This window comes from Candidatus Zixiibacteriota bacterium (assembly GCA_034003725.1).
Taxonomy (GTDB): Bacteria; Zixibacteria; MSB-5A5; order GN15; family FEB-12; genus WJMS01.
Genome location: JAVEYB010000002.1, coordinates 355,016 through 372,872 on the forward strand (window position 1 = coordinate 355,016; position 17,857 = coordinate 372,872).

The window sequence follows — 17,857 nt, forward strand, 5'->3', positions numbered from 1 at the left end:
AAACGCTCCCTCCCCGGCATTGCAACAAATGAAGCTCTCATACGTTTCACACATGAAGACACGATCACACGAATAGCCTGAAGAAAGGGAACCCATGCGCACCAGACTGTTCAGCATTTTGATCTCTGTGTTTGTGCTCCTTCTCGTGGCGCCGTCTCCGGCCACTGCGGGGAGCCTCAAGCGAACACTGACCGGGCTGCAGAAGTCCTCTCCGACCAAAACGCAACCCGCCGCCAAGAAACCCGACGAACCAAAACCGTACGCAACCGTGATCAAGGACATGGTCAGAATCGACGGTCTGTTTACGTTTTACCGCGACACGACCAATAACAGTGTCTTGATGTCGGTAACGCCTGAGCAGTTCGGGGCGATATTCCTGTGCGGCGAGACGGTGTCGAAATCCGAAGGTGTGTTCTCGGACAACGGGCGCATGTACCGGACTTACCCTTTCTATCTGACTAAGGTCGGCGAGAGTGTGCGGTTTCTGGAAAAAAACGTCCGACTTCGCGCCGACAGTACATCGACCCTGTTTCGGGCGGTCGAGGCCGGCATTTCAGACCACCTGTTGGCAACCGCCGCAATCAAGTCGAAGCCGCACGACTCCACGGGCGCCATTCTCATCGATCCGTCTGAGTTTTTCGTGACCGACGTTACCAACCTCTCGTATTTCGCCGGCAAAATCGCCAAAACCGGCTTCTCCTTCGACAAGAAGAACAGCTATGTGGAGACCATTCAGGGTTTCCCGCTGAACAGCGAGATTGACGTGCGGCTGCACTACAATTCCAGCCAACCGCTGAACGCCAATACCATGCAGAATCCGTATTCGGCTTTTCAGGTGATCCGCTATTCTTTCTCCGCGTTGCCGGAGAGCGACTACCAGCCCCGCTTCGGCGACGAGCGTATGGGTCACTTCATGACCGTGTATCAGGACTACACCAGCCCTGCGACCGAGACCCCGTATGTACGCTATGTCGAGCGCTGGAACCTGAAGAAGAAAGACAGGGCTGCCGAATTATCCGAACCGGTCCAGCCGATCGTCTACTGGGTTGAAAACACGGTGCCGGAGGACTACCGCCAGTGGGTGGCCGAAGGAATCGAATTCTGGAATCCCGCGTTCGAAAAGATAGGCTACAAGAACGCTGTCGTCGCAAAGCAGATGCCGGACACGGCGTCGTGGGATCCGGCCGATATTCGGTACAGCACCGTGCGGTGGATCGTCCCCGGCAGTGGCCCGGCGGTCGGTCCAAGCCGCGCAAACCCGTTTACGGGCGAGATATTTGACGCCGACATCCGTATCCCGGCCGACTTCATCCGCCACATGTTCAATACGGCCGGCCAGTATATCCGGCCACTGGCATTCGACGGTCGTGAGGTGGACAGCGAAAACCCCCTTGATGCGCTGGAAAACTGGGCACACGGCGATGGTTCGCACAACGGCCCCGTCTGTAACTACGTAAGAGAATCCTTCGAGAATGCGGCCCTCGGCTATTCGCTCATCTCCAGCCTGCCGAGCGACTTTGTCGGCAAGGACTCGCTGCAGAAAGAGTATATCCGCCAGTACATCATTCAGCTGGTGGCGCACGAAGTCGGTCACACCCTTGGATTCCGCCATAACTTCAAAGCGTCAAGCGTATACAATTTCGACCAGATCAACAACCGGGAGTTCACCAGCCGGCACGGCAACCTCGGTACCATCATGGACTATCCGTCGGTCCACGTCGCAGGAGCCGACATGACCGATCAGGGGGACTTCTACAGCACGGTGCCGGGCCCCTGGGATGAATGGGTCGTGGAGTATGCGTATTCGGACTTCGGCGACCTCTCCCCCGAGTCCGAACTGCCGAAGCTGGAGGCAATCGCCGCCCGCAGCGGCGATCCGTTGCTGGCGTACGGCACCGATGAGGATGGCTTCGGATACAGCATCAAGTCGCCCGACCCGATGTGCAACCTGTTCGATCTCGGCAACGACCCCCTTCGGTTCTGCGAGCACCAGGTGTCGTTGACGAAGAAACTCTGGGCCGATGCGACCGCAAAGTTCGCCGTCACGGGCGCCCGCTACCCGACCATCTACAACGTGTTTAACCGTGGGTGGTCCGCATACAGCCAGGCGGCCCGCATTTCGTCCAAGTATATCGGCGGCCTCTATCGCTTCCGCAGTCGGGTCGGTGATGACAATGCGCTTCCGCCGTTCGTGCCGGTGTCGGCCGACCACCAGCGTCGTGCCATGTCTTTCCTGCGTGACCACATTTTCGCGGCGGACGCCTTTGACTTCCCGCCTGATCTGCTGAACATGCTGCAGTACGAACAGATGCCCGATTTCGCCTGGTCCATGTATTCCGTCTCACAGACCGACTTCCCAATCCACCAACGGGTGCTCTACGTGCAGCAGACCGCTCTCAGCCGGCTGTACAGCCCGGAGGTGATCGGTCGCTTGCTGAACAACCTCGAACGCGTGAATCCCGGTGACGACGTGTATACGATGTACGACATGTTCACAGACGTTCGCAGGGCCATCTGGAGCGAAGTGACCGGACCGTCCAACGTCAATAGCTACCGGCGCCAACTGCAGATGGCGCATCTGAACCATATCATGAACATCTACCTTGGCCCGACGGTCATGTACCCGATGGACGCGCGCACCCTTGCCGCCAACGATCTCGACATTCTCGAACAGGCGGCACGGTCGGCAGTCCAGTCATCGCGAATCGATGATATGTCGCGCGCACACTTCAAAGAGGTGCTCCGTCAGATTACCTCGACAAAAGACGCGCGCCGCGACTATACCGGCATGATATCCCGCCCGTGAGACTTGAGATAGTCTCCGAAAATCAAAAGGCCGGACCCGCAGGTCCGGCCTTCTTTGTTGAATGCCGGTGATGTCAGCTTGGGCTGAGTAAGCGCGCTTCACGCGCAATCAAAACGTAGCCGTGGATATCCCGTTCTGACGATCGTTGGACTCCTGCTCTTCCCAGAAGTACTTGATGTACTTCCAGGCCTCTTCGGCCTTATCACAATAAACGAACAACTTGAGATCTTCCTCGTCGATTGTCCCCTGCTCCACGAGATAATTCATATTGATCAGGCCGCGCCAGTACTTCTCGCTGAACAGCACGATCGGCAACGGACGCACCTTTTTCGTCTGGACCAGCGTCAGAGCCTCAAACAACTCATCGAGGGTACCAAACCCTCCCGGAAACGCCACCAGCGCCTTTGCCCGGAGCATGAAGTGCATCTTGCGAATCGCAAAGTAATGGAATTGAAGACACAACTCAGGAGTAATGTACGCGTTCGGTTCCTGTTCCAGCGGCAGCGTGATATTGAGCCCGATCGATTTCGCGCTGACATCATGCGCGCCCCGGTTGGCCGCCTCCATGATGCCCGGTCCGCCCCCCGTCACGATAACGAACTCACGGCCGTTGTGATTTTGTCCCTCGGTCGACACGATCTGGCCGAACCGCCGTGCTTCATCATAATAGGGCGACTTCGCGAGTATCGATTTCGCGATCCGCAATTGCTTTTTCAACTCTCGGTCGCCGGGCGTCTTCTGCAGTTTCCCGGCGATCGCCGCCACCCGGCGAGCGGCCTTCCGTTCCTCCTGGATGCGTGTACCGCCGAACACCACAATGGTCGAATAAATCTTGTGATGTCGAAAGGTATACTCCGGTTTCATCAACTCGGTCTGGAGCCGAATCGGTCGGGCGTAACTATGATCGAGAAAGTCAGGGTCTCGATAGGCAATTCGGTACGCTTGTGACCGCTTCAGGCGTGCGGTCATTTTGGCGAGTTCTTTCTTGTTCATATATTCCGCGATATCGCGATAACAGACGCCCGGGCCGTTCAGCCGGCCCCGGTGGTCCGATGCTCCTTTTTAGTGTTTTTGCCGCCATACGAGGCGACATATTCGTTCAGGTCGACGCCGTCCGGCACGCCCAGACTCAGGCCGATCGAACGGGCCGCCCTGACCCAGTCGTGGTCGGGAGTGACGATTCGAGTCTTGCCGGCAACCTCGGAGATCGCCACCGATGACATTTTGCCGTCGCGCAGCGCAACCATCCGCCCGACTTCGCCTCGATCGACCATACGAACCGCTTCGACCCCGAAACCCGTCGCAAGCATGCGGTCGCGGGCGGTCGGTGATCCCCCTCGCAGCAGGTGGCCCAGAATCGTGACGCGGGACTCTACTTCGATCAGACCTTCGATCTGGGACGCGATTCGATTCGATACGCCGCCGAGACGAATCGCGTCCGGCGAGTTCTCGACCGTCCTGCTGACGGTCATCGAGCCTCCGACCGGTTTGGCCCCCTCGCCGACAACGACAATCGAGAACTTCTTTCCGCGCGAATTCCGGAGCCTGATATGATCACACACGGCTGCGATGTCATACGGAAATTCCGGAATCAAAATGATGTCGCCGCCGCCGGCCAGTCCTGAACCTAACGCCAACCAGCCCGCGTACCGGCCCATCACCTCGATTATCATCACCCGGTGGTGCGACTGCGCCGTCGTGTGGATGCGGTCAATGGCATCGGTGGCCGTCTGAAGCGCCGTATCAAAACCGAACGTGACCTCGGTTCCTTCCAGGTCGTTGTCGATGGTCTTCGGAACACCGACGATGGGAATGCCCAGATCCATCAATCCTGCGGAGGCCGCCATCGTGCCGTCGCCTCCGATGGCGATCAGGGCGCTCAGCCCGAGTGCGTCGAAGTTTCTCACGCATTGACTGCTGCGGTCGAGATACACGTATTCCTCGCCCTGCAGCACGGGGTATCTGAACGGGTCTGCCCGGTTTGACGTGCCGAGGATCGTCCCCCCACGCGTCAGAATACCGGACACATCTTCGTCATCGAGATTATCATAGCGGTTCTGCACGAGCCCCTCGTACCCGTCGAAGAACCCCACCACTTCCATCCCGCATTCGTTGTTGGCAGTCTTCGCTACCGCCCGAATGACGGCATTTAATCCGGGGCAGTCGCCGCCGCCGGTCAATACACCGATACGCTTTTTTTGTTTTCCCATAGTCCCGAACTTACTACATTCAAAGTGGCAGCAAAAGGATAAATCGGTTGGGCACGCCCCTGCGTACCGTTACATCCATATCGGCAAAGTGCCCCAAAGGTTGATCGGCGCCGCATCGACAACGGGTCCTGAAAGGCTGTCGCGTATAAACTTACGCACGATCCTGCCGATATATCCAGGGTATGCCCGTGTAGACGACGGATTGCTCTACATTACGAAACAGGATGCTCCATGCGCGTTAAACAACTGCTCGTGCTCCCCCGCCTCCCCGAGCGTATCACCAAGCTCCAGGAACTGGCCAACAACCTGTGGTATTCCTGGAACTGGGATCTGGTCAAGCTCTTTATCCGGCTGGATTCCGATATGTGGGAACGAACGTATCAGAACCCGGTCGAAATGTTGACGCGCTTGCCGCAGCACGTGCTGCAGCGCGCCGCAGACGATGAGGCGTTTGTAGTCACGCTCGACCGTGTCTACGAAAAATACCAGAATTATCTCCGACTCAAAAAGTGGTTCGGCTACAAGTACGGCGGTTATAAGAACTGCCCCATCGCCTACTTTTCGCTGGAATACGGTCTCGATACCGGTCTACCCGTCTATTCCGGCGGCCTGGGAGTGCTGTCGGGAGACACGCTGAAAACGGCGTCGGATTTGGGGCTGCCGATGGTAGCCACGGGCCTGCTGTACCGGTACGGCTACTTCCGTCAAACGCTGTCAAAGGACGGCTGGCAGCAGGAACGCTACGAAGAAAACGACTGGTACCACATGCCCGTCGCCCTGGTCAAGGACGATCAGGACCGACCGCTGCGGGTGCTGATTCAGCTGGAAGACGTCCCGGTACAGATCCAGATATGGAAAGTCATGGTCGGTGAGATTCCGCTGTACCTGCTCGATACCAACATCCCCGAGAATTCTTCCAAGGCGCGCGAGATCACGTCGGTGCTCTACGGTGGCGACAAAAACATGCGCATTCGCCAGGAAATCGTCCTCGGCATTGGCGGCGTCAAGGCCCTGAATGCGCTCGGCATCAAACCCATGATCTATCACTCGAACGAAGGACACTCGTGGTTTCTGACGCTCGAGAGACTTCACAATCTGATGCAGCAGGAAGGCCTGTCTTTCCGGGAAGCCGCCGAGTACGTCTGGTCGACCACGGTATTCACCACGCACACTCCAGTGCCGGCCGGCAACGAGCAATTTGACCCCATCCTCGTCCATCGATACCTGGGCCGCATTGTCGAACAGCTCGGTATCAGCTGGCAGGACTTCCTGGCGATGGGCCGAGTTAACCCCGAAGACGAACGTGAAGCGTTCGGGATGACGGTTGCCGCCCTCAAGTTTTCGGCGTTTTGCAACGGCGTCTCCGAACTGCACGGCACGGTCTCGCGCGACATGTGGCACAACATCTGGCCGAACCTCCCCAGGGAAGAGATCCCGATCAAGTCGATTACCAACGGCGTGCACTATCCGTCGTGGATTTCCCACGACATGAGCGATCTATACGAGTCGTACTTCGGACCGCAGTTCACCGAACGGCCCGGTTCGCCGGAGATATGGGAGAAGGTACATACGATCCCCGATGTCGAGCTGTGGCGCATACACAATCGTCGGCGCGAACGGCTCGTGTTTTTCGCACGCAAACGTCTCAATCAACAACTCATTCGGCGCGGCGCCAGCCACCTCGAGATTCAAAAAGCGGAGCAGCTGTTGAACCCGGCGACGCTCACGATCGGGTTCGCGCGGCGCTTCAGTACCTATAAGCGCGGCAATCTGCTCTTCTATGATATCGAGCGTCTCGCCGCCATGCTCAATAATCATGACTTCCCGGTTCAAATCGTTATGTCCGGCAAGGCCCATCCTCTGGACACACCCGGCAAAGAAATCATCAAGGACATCATCCAGCACGCTACCGACGAGCGTTTCCGTAACAAAATCGTCTTCCTTGAGGACTACGATATAAACGTCGGCCGGTACCTTGTGCAAGGCGCCGACGTGTGGCTGAATAACCCCCGCCGCCCGCAGGAGGCCTCGGGAACGTCCGGAATGAAGGCCGCACTCAACGGCGTGCTGAATGTCTCGGTGCTCGACGGCTGGTGGGACGAAGGATTCAGCGACGATGTCGGGTTCAAAATCGGAAACGGGGAGGACTATGAGTCGGTCGAGACTCAGGATCGTATGGACGCTGAGTCAATGTACAACGTTTTCGAGCGCGAGGTGATTCCGCTGTTCTACGACCGTGACGACAACGGGGTGCCGCGAGAATGGGTTGCCAAGATGAAGGGCTCGATTCACATGGCCGGGCAGCGATTCTCCGCGCATCGCATGCTGATGGACTATACGAATCACTTCTATGTGCCCGCGATCGACGCGGCACGACGGTTGAGCGACAACAAGTATGCCCTGTGCCGTGAAGTAACGGCCTGGGAAAGCCGAATCAGCCAGAGCTGGAACGACATACACATTTCCGATATCGAACTGCCCGAACTCGGCCCCACCGTGTACGTCGGCCAACGCATTCCTGTCAAAATGCACGTGCATCTTGGCGCCATCACACCCGATGACGTCCGAGTCGAAATCGTCTCCGGACGAATAAACTCTCAGGATGAGCTGCAGAACTACGCGCCGACAGGCGCAGGTCTGGATGGCGCCTCGCCGTCCGGGGCCGGAACGTACGTGTATAAGGGCGAAGTCGAGTGTCTCGAGTCGGGCAGATTCGGGCTCACTGCTCGCGTCATCCCGAAAAATGAACATCTCGTGCACACCAGGAAGCCCAAACTGATAAGCTGGTGGTAAGCGTACGGACAGAGGAGAAACAGGAAACGGCAGGAGATTCTCTCCTGCCGTTTTCCGTTGGAGATCGCTCGCGTCACCGGGTTACCGCTTTGTATGGTAGTAGTTCAGGCCCCCGGCAGTCTGGATAAGGTCGAGCAGTTCGAAAGTCTGTTCGGACGGGTTTTCCTCGGCCAATACTGACGCGTACTCGTACAGTTCAGCATAACTGAGATCGCGAACATACCGCGTCTCTTTGAGTTTCTCCGCGAATTTGGCGGCGGTCAGCGCCAGACGAAGAGTCGGGGCGCACTCCTCACGACCAGCGCGATTGTCCAGGGTAATCGGCTGGTTCAACTCGGAAATCTCCCGACCGTCCGCATCCTTCCAGCGCAGCGCGAGCGTGCCGACAGCGCCCTTGCGGCCGCGTCCGTTCAGGACCAATTCGTACACCGCGGTGACTTCGTGACCCGCCCCGATCTCACCGCCGTCACGTTCGTTGTCGCGGAAGCGATTGTCCTCCACGGCCCGGTTTTCATAACCGAGCAGCCTGTAAGATCGAACGGCCCGATGATCGAACTGCATCTGGATTTTGACGTCGCGCGCCAGTATTTCAACCGTGCTGACAAAATCCACAGCCATCAGCCGATAGGCCTCTTCCCGGTTGTTGATGTACGAGTACTTCCCGTTCCCCTGCTTGGCCAGCTTCTCGAGAAGAACGTCATTGTAGTTGCCCATTCCCACTCCGAACGAATGCAAAGATACGCCCTCCCGGGCCCGGTCCTGGATGGTCTCCATCAAATCCTCGGCGTGGGTAAGTCCGACATTGGCGACACCGTCGCTGCACAGAATGATCTGGTTGTTATGCCCGGAAACGAACTGGCGTTCTGCCATCGCATACCCCATGCGCAGACCCGCCTCGGCGTTGGTCGAACCTCCGGGGCGGAGGCTTTCAATGCGACTCAGGATCTCCCGCTTGTTCGATGCGTTCACCGGCTCGAGTACTCGTCGCGCGCCGCTACCGTACGTGACGATACCGATCCGGTCGTTTCGACCAAGCTGATCGACAAGCTCACGCAGCGCATACTTCACCAGCTCCAGCCTGTTGTCGTATCCCATTGAGCCGGAGACGTCGATGACAAACGTCAGGTTGAGCGGCTTACGCTCCCGGCGGTCGATCTCGCGGCCCTTGATGCCGATCGCGAGAATGGTCGTGGAATCATCGAAGGGCGATATCATGGTCGACGAGATCACCTGAAACTTGCTGTACGAAGGGGCCGGGTAGTCGTAGTCGAAGTGATTTACGAACTCCTCCACACGGATAGCGTCACGCGGCGGCTGATTCCCATCGTGCAGGTACTGCCTGGCCACGCCGTACGAGGCGTCATCGACGTCGGCGGCGAAGGTTGACAACGGGTCACGGCGGGTTTCAACAAACCGGTTCGTGCCGTAGTTCTGGAAATTCATGTCGAACGGCGGCAGCCCGTAATACTCGTCGTATTCGTACTCGTGAGGCGGAATGTACTTCGGCGGAGTCGGCACAGGCGTCACCGGCTTTGATCGCCGATCGACGCTCTTGCCCGATCCGGGTTCATTTGACCACTCCTCCGTCAGCCCCTGGCTGACTGCCGGGGCCTCTCGGCCGGAAATCGCATCCGCCATGCTGTCGAGCAGACCGATTGATTTCTTGATTTCCTGACGGGCCACGACCTCCCCGGCCGGCGGGGCGATTCGTCGGGTCAATTGTATCGTGCAGCTCAATATCCGATCGCCCGTTACTTCCTGACCGCTTAGCATCATGGGCTCGAACTCTGAATGTGATACTTCAACCATGTATTGACCCGCCGGTACCTTCGAAAAGGTAAACTCGCCCCGGTCGTTCGAAACGACGGAATCACCGGGAGGGAATAAATAGACTACCGCGCCGGACACCGGACTTCCGGTGCTCCGGTCGATGACGTGGCCGGTAACGGTTCCGGCGCGCACGGCCGACGACATGGCGACGGCCAGCAGAATTGCCAACAGGCAACCGGCGGCGATTTTGTAGCGTGGGCGGTTCATGGCGACCTCCTTTAAGATTCAATGGGCCAGGCTTGCTTGCCTGTAGTACCAAATCGGGGTTCCGCCTCTTCCCGGATTTTTTCACAACCGCTGCCATCTTTCGTCGTATACATAATGGCCGATCTATCATTGGTTTATCGTGCGATCGTAAAAAGCTGACGGCTGTGGCGGGGGCGATCCCGGGTTGGTCCATAATCTCCTATCCGATTATCTGCTTGACGCTTACGCCAATGACTGGTTTATTCGCAGAAACTACATACCACCACTACACCAAGTAAAGGCATGGAGGAACTAATGAAACGGAAAGCAATCGGGCTGTTGGTAGCCGCGTTTGCCCTTGCTCTGACGGCAGCGCCGTCGGCGACCGCGTTTGAGTTCACCGAGGTTGAAAACCAGGTGGTCGAACACACGCTTGACAACGGGTTGAAAATCCTGATCGTGCCCCGCCACGAGGCGCCGGTCGCGTCTTTTGTCACATGGGCAAATGTCGGGTCGGCTGACGACCCCAAGGGCTACACGGGCCTCGCCCACATGTTCGAGCATATGGCCTTCAAGGGAACCACAACCCTGGGGACCAGGGATATCAAGGCCGAAATGAAAGCTATTGCGGTCGAGGATTCTCTTTTCATGCTGTTACGCGCCGAGCGCAACAAAGGTCGTCTGGCCGATTCCACCCGGCTGGCCGAGCTGGAGGAGGCGTATAACGCTGCCCGCGAGGCGTCCTATGAACTCGTAATTCCCAACGAATTCGGAAACGTGATTGACCGCGAAGGCGGGGTCGGGCTGAATGCCTTTACATCCAACGACCAAACCGCCTATTTCTTCAGCCTGCCTTCGAACAAAGTGGAACTGTGGATGGCGCTCGAATCAGAACGCTTCCTCAACCCGGTCCTTCGCGAAATGTACAAGGAACGCGACGTGGTCGCCGAAGAACGCCGGATGCGCACCGAGTCCAACCCCATCGGCAAGGCGATCGAGGAATTCCTGTGCCTGGCCTTCAAGGCTCACCCCTACGGTGTGCCGGGTGTCGGCCATATGAGCGACATCATGAATTACTCTCGCGTGGAAGCAAAGGCCTTCTTCGAAAAGTACTACGGGCCGTCCAACCTGACAGTCGCTGTCGTGGGCGACGTGGTTCCCAACGATGTCATCAAACTTGCCGAGAAGTACTGGGGCCGTATCGCTTATCGCCCGGCCCCCGAACGCATCGCCACCGTAGAACCCGAGCAGATCGGCGAGCGCCGAATGGTGATGGAAGACCCGGCGCAGCCGGTCTATTTGGCCGGATGGCACATCCCGGAGATCACGCACCCGGACCGCACAGCGGTTGACATGCTCATGGAATATCTTGGTCAGGGTCGCACTTCCGTGCTGTATGAAACCATGGTCAAGGAGAAGAAAATCGCCATTCAGATCGGGGCGTTCTCCGGATTTCCGGGCGACAAATACGCAACCATGTGCCTCATGTTCGCCATGCCCTCGCAGGGACATGACAATTTCGAATGCGAACAGGAAATTTTCGCGGCTGTCGAAAAGACCAAGTCAGAACTGGTGACCCCGGCAGATCTCGAGAAGATGCGCGCCCGCGCCAAATCGTCCTTCATCAACAGCATCGCCTCCAACAACGGCTTCGCAATGCAGTTGTGCCAGGCGCAGCAGTATTACGGCGACTGGCGTGAGATGTTCCGGCAACTCGACAAGATCAATGCCGTGACGGCTGAGGACATTCAGCGCGTCGCAAACCAGTACTTGACTGAAGAGAACCGGGTCGTGGTCATGATGAACACGGCCAAGAGCTGATGGGAGCCGTGATAATGAAACGAATAGCTTCTGTATTGATCATTGCGGTCGCGGCGCTTCTGCTCGGGGCCGCACTGCAGGCTCAGGACGTCGACAAGCTGAAGTATCCCAAGCTCAACCCGCTGGTGGTACCGGAAGTCGACAAGGTGACCCTGCCCAACGGCATGCGCCTCTACGTCCTTGAAGATCATATGCTGCCGGTCTTCCGCGCCTCTGTGCGGATCAATGTCGGCGGCTATCTCGAACCTGCCGACAAGGTCGGCATGGCATCGATGGTCGGTGAGGTGCTCCGCACCGGCGGTACGGCGAAGTGGACCGGCGATGAAATCGACGAAATGCTCGAAGGCATCGGCGGATCCGTGGAAACGTCGATCGACAACCTTTCCGGCAACGCCTCCGTCAATGTCCTCTCCGAGTACACTGATCTGGGGCTCGAAGTCCTCGCCCAGATTCTGCGCAATCCGACCTTTGACGCAGACAGAGTAGAACTGGCGAAAGTCGGACAGCGGTCCAATATCTCCCGCCGTAACGATGACCCCATGACCATCGCAATGCGGGAATTCCGCAAAGTGGTTTACGGTCCGGAGTCCGTGTACGCCCGACACCCGGAATATATGACTGTCAACGCCGTGAATCGCGAGGATATGGTGGCCTTCCACCAGCAGTGGTTCCACCCGGAGAATATCCAGATTGCCGTCTGGGGTGATTTCGACAAAGCCGAGATCGTAGAGAAAATAAAAACCTGGTTCGGTGACTGGGAAAAGGGCAATGTCACCGTCCCGCCGCCGCCCGAAGTCACATACGAATACGACCAGCACGTCTATTACGCTGAAAAGTCCGACGTCAACCAGAGCAACGTCCTCGTCGGACACCTCGGCGGTAAGGTCACCGACCCCGACTACGCCGACCGTATCGTGATGAATGCCATCTTCGGCGGCAGCTTCGGCAGTCGCATGTTCAACAACGTGCGCTCGAAAGAAGGTCTCGCCTACGCCACCTTTGGCTCGTATACGGCAAACATCTCGTACCCGGGCGTTTTCGTCGCCTTTGCGTCGACCAAGTCCGAGACCACCGGCAAGGCGGTCCGAGAAATCGTCAAGCAGGTCGAGGGAATGCAGACGAACCCGCCGACTCCTGACGAGATGCGCATGGGCAAGGACGGCTACCTCAATTCGTTTGTTTTCAACTTCGATAATCGCGCCGAGGTAGTCAACCGCCTCATGAATTATGACTTCTACAATCTCCCCGAAGACTTCCTCGTTCAGGAGAAAGAAAAGGTCGAACAGGTGACCGCCGAAGCGGTGGTTGAAGCCGCCAAGCGCAATCTGCACCCCGAAAAACTCCGGGTGCTCGTGGTCGGAAATCAGGCCGATTTTGAAGTCCCGCTCGAGGACCTCAACATGGGACCGGTTACCGAAATCGACATAACGATCCCATCCGGCGAGGAAAAGAAGGAACTCGCGATCACCCCCGAAAACCTGGCCAGAGGCGCCGAACTCCTGGAGAAAGCCGCTGCTGCGCACGGCGGCACCAGTGCGTTTGCAGCGGTGAAGACGATGTCCGTCAAAGCTCAGGTCGTGATATCGACGCCGCAGGGTGACTTCCCCTTTCCGATCGAGTCCACGGACATTCTCCCCGACAAATCATACACGGTCGCCACGATGATGGGCCAGAAGATGTATGACGTTCGGGACGGATCCAAGGGTTGGAAGACGATCGCCCCTGGCCAACTCGGCGACAAAACCGAAGAGGACATCCTCAAAGAGAAAGAGGATCAGCTGAGGGATCTCGTCATGATCTTCTCTCATCTGAAAGCCGATCCATACTTCCAGGCCGTGTACGAAGGTCCCGGTCAGCTCGACCAGAAAGCGGTCGAATGGATTACCCTGGTCGACATGCAGGGTGAGCCCATCTGCCGTCTGGCGATAGACCCCCAGACAACAGCTGTCGCCGGTCGCAGCTATTGGGGCTCCGGAATGATGGGCGGGGAAGGAACGATCACCGAGACATTTGAAACGATGACCGAGGCCGGCGGCATCAAACTGCCCGGCAGGGTCGTCAGGATGATGGATGGTCAGAAAATGGCCGTCGTGGAGATTCAGGAGATGACGGTGAATGCCGATGTCTCCCCGGATCTCTTCACTAAGCCGACCATGTAAGCGATAGTCTCAGTCCGAAGAATCCAAACCGGCTCCGCCTGACGGCGGGGCCGGTTATTTATTGATATTGACCCCGGCGGGAAATGTAGTATCTTGAAATGCAGCCGCAAAGGGTACTTATCGAGACTTCGCTAACGGTAACAGATCCAGGTGTTGACGACACGTGCGTATTCAAGCACGGGTTCGTCTATTACTGACCACGGGAAGGTGCCGTATGCGGCCTGCGTTCAGGTTTGTCCCCACCGCGATTTACTCCGCGGTCCTGCTTCTCTGCAGTACTGCCACCGTATTCTCCCAGGTTCCGCGAGTGGTCGTTTCGGTCGGCGACACGAGCTTCGTCGCCGGAAGCCGGAATAACTACCTGTCCTTACGCCTGTACAATTTCGAAGACAGCATAGCCGGCGTCGGACTGCAGTTGAAATCAGAGCGACCTGACCTCGTTACGTTCAACTTCAGTGGTGTCGCATTTGACACCGTCGGCACCCTCGTCTCCGGATGGGAATACTGCGTGGTGGTAGACTCGCTGAGTAACGGCGTGTTCTGGCGACTGGCCGCAGCGGCCGATTTCTTCCCCGACCAGAACCGACCTCCGGCTATACCTCCGCAATCGGGAGGAATTGTCGTTCGCGTTCCCCTGAATACACCCCCGAATCCCGATACCTCCCTGCCACTGATTGCCCCGATTACGATGTTCGGCCGTCAGGAGTTCTCTACAACTGGCGGTCAACTGATTGGCGTGGTAACCGACACAATCGTAGACACCAGCTACCTGGCATGCCAAAACTGGCTCGGTGACAGCTGCACGCTGTGGTTCGAGGTCGATCCCTCCATCAGTCCGTACGATTCAATCGCCTATGACAGCAGCCTGGTCGGCCAGATTGACACCACGGTGGTCGTATCAATCGGCGGTTCTGTGAGCCTCATTCCAACCCTGCAGTGTGATATCACGGCCGACAATTCTGTTGACCTGTCCGACCTGATCTGCCTTGTCAATTTCCTGTTCCTCGGCCAGACAAGCGGGGGTTGCGTGTATTTTGGTTACTGTGATCCCGACTCCAGCGGCGGTACCGATCTGTCCGATCTGATCCAGCTCGTGAATTACCTGTTCCTCGGCGGGAATCAGCTTACCCATTGATCTGCTCCGTCCCGATTGCCGCTTGACAGAACTCCCGGAATACTGAATCTTGAAGCTGTCGGCAGATGTGGAATGCCGGTTCGGCTTAAGTCTCGGAAGGAAATCAACCTCATGCCGCGATTGTCTTTCGGCTTGCTGGCAGCGCTCGTTATAGGCCTGTCCGCGGAAGCGACGGCGCGCACCATGCGACCCGCCGACAACAACCACGACAATCCCTACGCTGCAACCGCCGCGCCGGCGTATTGCGCGACAAATCATACGGTAGGTAAGCTGGTCCTCTCTGTCACCAACTACGGTGTATTTGCGGCCGAAGATGACGCTCTCATAACGACGGCCGACTGTTTTACCGGCAACCGGGTTCTCGCCTGCGAGTATCCCAAACGGTCCGGAACCCAGTACGCATTCTCCGGCGCCTTCTGGATCGGAGCGGTGGTCGGACGAGATACTCTTGTGTCGGTCGGTGCCGACGGGTGGCAAAACGCGCATGAGATGTTTCCCGATCAGTCTCCGTTCGGCGATATGCGCAAGAGATCCATCATCGACCCGGAAGCGGCCGAGTTTGAGGGTGCCGTTTCCGAGCAGGATTTCATCGCCGTATACACCGATACGTACACTTCGGGCGTCGCTGGCCTGTCCAACGATTTTTTCGGACGTCCCCACATCCCGCTCCATGTCGAAGTCACCCAGCGCTCCTACGCGTGGTCGTACCCGTACGCCGATGATTTCGTGCTGTTTGACTACTCGCTCCGCAATATCGGCTTCGAGCGGCTGTCCCGAGTGTACATGGGGATTTATGTGGATGCGGACTGCGCGCCCGGCGGCGGATTGGCCGATGCCACGCCGGGCGATCTCGGCGCAGGAGCAGAATTCCAGGATGACATCTGCGGATTCCTTGAAACTAGCGTTGAGACCCTTCGCGTCGGCAATACCGACGTTCCCTATATCGACACGGTCAACACCGCATGGATCGCCGATGTCAGCGGCGACCTTAACGACATCGGGCAAACCCCGCTGCCCGCTGTCACGTCCTGCCGTATAGTCCGCACCCCGGCCGAAGAACTCGATGTTTCCTTCAACTGGTGGATCAGCCAGGGCGATGCGACTCAGGACTTCGGCCCCCAGGCCATCGCCACCTATCGCAACTTTACGACCGGCGGCACGGGAACGCCTGAGGGCGACGTAAACAAGTACTATGTCCTCAGGAACCGCGAATTCGATTACGACCAGGTTTTCACCGGGCGCGTCGGTCCAAACGACCCGACCTGGCTGGTCCCCCCCGTCGATCTGGCGCAGGAATTTGCAAACGGCTATGACACGAGATTTCTCCTCTCGTTCGGACCATTCACGATCGACCCCGGGCAGACTCTGCCGATTTCGTTCGCTTATGTGGCCGGAGACAATTTTCACGTCTTGCCGAACAACGCCAACGTCAACCTCGGTGACTCCTACAACCCCGAGATATATTACGCCAACCTCAATTTCGATGAATTGTCGACCAATTCCCGCTGGGCGTCCTGGGTGTACGATAATCCCGGAGTCGACACGGACACGGATGGGTATCTGGGCAAGTTCCTGGTCGTCTGCGATGACACCACCGGGTACAGCATCGACACATCAGTGGTCGGTGGCGACACCCTGATCGACACGGTCGGCGTGGTCGGCACGCAGTGTGACACGGCCTACTACGAGGGCGACGGGGTGCCCGACTTCAGGGGCGCCTCCCCGCCTCCCGCGCCTGACGTTTGGCTCATCCCGGAGTTGGGCCGGATTCGCGTCCGGTTTAACGGTCGCCGGTCGGAAACGACACGTGACGTCTTCTCCCGTGAACTCGATTTCGAAGGGTACCGGGTGTACCTCGCCCGCGATGATCGTGAACCCAGCTACATGCTGCTCGCCGCCTATGATCGCGAGAATTACAACAAATTCGTTTATCAGTCGTCCGCCAACGAATACAAGCTGTTTGACTCACCGTTCACGCTTGACTCGCTGCGCACGTTGTACGCTGCGGGTGACCCAAACTGGGATCCGCTCGCCTTCACCCGCACCCGGCCATACTTCCTCGGCATCGACTCCGCCTTCGCCTTTGAGGCGCAGGGATACAACCAGTCGGTGTTCGGCGTGACCACGCCCATCAGAAAGGTTTATGACGACTGGGAGGATCTCGACCCTGCCGCGTATGGCATAAGTGTCCCCGATTCCGTACCCGACAGTCTGAGTTTCCTGCTGACCGACGACGGCTACTTCAAGTACTACGAGTATGAGTTTATTGTCGATGATTTGCTACCGACCGTGCCGTACTACGTAAACGTAACCGCAGCGGATTACGGATCACCCGCGTCAGGTCTCCCTTCCCTCGAGACGTCAAAGACCGTCAATTCCAGAAACGCCTACGCGCTGGAGACTTCGGCTAACGGCACGGCGGGTGAGCTTGATGTATACGTGTGGCCGAATCCATATCGGGCGGATGCCGGATATCTCGAAACGGGCTTCGAAGGTCGCTTCAGTCCGTACGCACAGCCGATTCCTGATCGCGAACGCCGGATTCACTTCGCCAATCTGCCGCCGAAATGCACGATCAGTATCTTCACACTCGACGGCGACCTCGTCCGGCAGTTCGAACACGATATGGATCCGTCCGATCCTAACGCCATGCACGATGAGTGGGACCTGATTACCCGAAATACCCAGATGGTAGTGTCGGGCATATATTATTTCACGGTGGAAGAACCGAACGGCCGCACTCAGATCGGCAAAATCGTCATCATTATGTGATGATTTAACGTTGCACGGGTCGTGACTGCAACTGGTCTATGTGGTAAGTGGGTGATACTCGGGGCGCCCAGCGCCCCGATCGCTTGGAAGTTGAAAGTAAGGTATCCGACCAGCGGCGGATGTCGGCGGGCACGCTCTCGCTCGG

The 17,857-nt window shown here is 57.7% G+C and carries 9 protein-coding genes; 6 read left to right on the plus strand and 3 right to left on the minus strand.

Going from position 1 to position 17,857, the window contains the following annotated elements; genetic code table 11:
* Positions 1 to 94 precede the first annotated feature (94 nt).
* Positions 95 to 2,806: a zinc-dependent metalloprotease gene (locus RBT76_04395; protein MDX9857003.1), complete on the plus strand. Its 2,712-nt coding sequence runs from the start codon at positions 95 to 97 to the stop codon at positions 2,804 to 2,806.
* Positions 2,807 to 2,914: 108 nt separating this feature from the next.
* On the opposite strand, the gene RBT76_04400 is transcribed toward RBT76_04395, so the two are convergent.
* Positions 2,915 to 3,799 (minus strand): TIGR00730 family Rossman fold protein, encoded by an 885-nt coding sequence (locus RBT76_04400; protein MDX9857004.1) that lies wholly within the window; start codon positions 3,797 to 3,799, stop codon positions 2,915 to 2,917.
* Between the two features lie 38 nt (positions 3,800 to 3,837).
* Positions 3,838 to 5,016 carry an ATP-dependent 6-phosphofructokinase gene (locus RBT76_04405; protein ID MDX9857005.1) on the minus strand — a complete coding sequence of 393 codons (1,179 nt, stop codon included), beginning with the start codon at positions 5,014 to 5,016 and terminating at the stop codon, positions 3,838 to 3,840.
* A gap of 231 nt (positions 5,017 to 5,247) precedes the next feature.
* On the opposite strand from RBT76_04405, the gene glgP reads away from it, so the two are divergent.
* Positions 5,248 to 7,809 (plus strand): alpha-glucan family phosphorylase, encoded by a 2,562-nt coding sequence (glgP, locus tag RBT76_04410; protein ID MDX9857006.1) that lies wholly within the window; start codon positions 5,248 to 5,250, stop codon positions 7,807 to 7,809.
* Positions 7,810 to 7,890: 81 nt separating this feature from the next.
* Here the strand turns inward: glgP and RBT76_04415 are convergent, their stop codons facing one another.
* Positions 7,891 to 9,846, minus strand: coding sequence for a von Willebrand factor type A domain-containing protein (locus RBT76_04415; GenBank protein ID MDX9857007.1), 1,956 nt, complete (start codon positions 9,844 to 9,846; stop codon positions 7,891 to 7,893).
* A 294-nt stretch (positions 9,847 to 10,140) separates the two neighbouring features.
* Here RBT76_04415 and RBT76_04420 point away from each other — a divergent pair, with 294 nt between their 5' ends.
* The 4 genes from RBT76_04420 to RBT76_04435 all read left to right on the plus strand — a co-directional run bounded on the left by RBT76_04420 (position 10,141) and on the right by RBT76_04435 (position 17,712).
* Entirely contained in the window at positions 10,141 to 11,646 is a 1,506-nt protein-coding gene (locus RBT76_04420; GenBank protein ID MDX9857008.1) for a pitrilysin family protein, read from the plus strand.
* 14 nt (positions 11,647 to 11,660) lie between these two features.
* Positions 11,661 to 13,805: a pitrilysin family protein gene (locus RBT76_04425; GenBank protein MDX9857009.1), complete on the plus strand. Its 2,145-nt coding sequence runs from the start codon at positions 11,661 to 11,663 to the stop codon at positions 13,803 to 13,805.
* Between the two features lie 214 nt (positions 13,806 to 14,019).
* Positions 14,020 to 14,940, plus strand: coding sequence for a hypothetical protein (locus RBT76_04430; GenBank protein MDX9857010.1), 921 nt, complete (start codon positions 14,020 to 14,022; stop codon positions 14,938 to 14,940).
* Positions 14,941 to 15,051: 111 nt separating this feature from the next.
* Positions 15,052 to 17,712, plus strand: coding sequence for a hypothetical protein (locus RBT76_04435; protein ID MDX9857011.1), 2,661 nt, complete (start codon positions 15,052 to 15,054; stop codon positions 17,710 to 17,712).
* The last annotated feature ends 145 nt before the right edge of the window (positions 17,713 to 17,857 follow it).

Excerpts from the sequence above, each read along its gene's own strand:
- RBT76_04395 (MDX9857003.1), top strand. The coding sequence starts at position 95 with ATGCGCACCAGACTGTTCAGCATTTTGATCTCTGTGTTTGTGCTCCTT.
- RBT76_04400 (MDX9857004.1), bottom strand. The coding sequence starts at position 3,799 with ATGAACAAGAAAGAACTCGCCAAAATGACCGCACGCCTGAAGCGGTCA.
- RBT76_04405 (MDX9857005.1), bottom strand. The coding sequence starts at position 5,016 with ATGGGAAAACAAAAAAAGCGTATCGGTGTATTGACCGGCGGCGGCGAC.
- glgP (MDX9857006.1), top strand. The coding sequence starts at position 5,248 with ATGCGCGTTAAACAACTGCTCGTGCTCCCCCGCCTCCCCGAGCGTATC.
- RBT76_04415 (MDX9857007.1), bottom strand. The coding sequence starts at position 9,846 with ATGAACCGCCCACGCTACAAAATCGCCGCCGGTTGCCTGTTGGCAATT.
- RBT76_04420 (MDX9857008.1), top strand. The coding sequence starts at position 10,141 with ATGAAACGGAAAGCAATCGGGCTGTTGGTAGCCGCGTTTGCCCTTGCT.
- RBT76_04425 (MDX9857009.1), top strand. The coding sequence starts at position 11,661 with ATGAAACGAATAGCTTCTGTATTGATCATTGCGGTCGCGGCGCTTCTG.
- RBT76_04430 (MDX9857010.1), top strand. The coding sequence starts at position 14,020 with ATGCGGCCTGCGTTCAGGTTTGTCCCCACCGCGATTTACTCCGCGGTC.
- RBT76_04435 (MDX9857011.1), top strand. The coding sequence starts at position 15,052 with ATGCCGCGATTGTCTTTCGGCTTGCTGGCAGCGCTCGTTATAGGCCTG.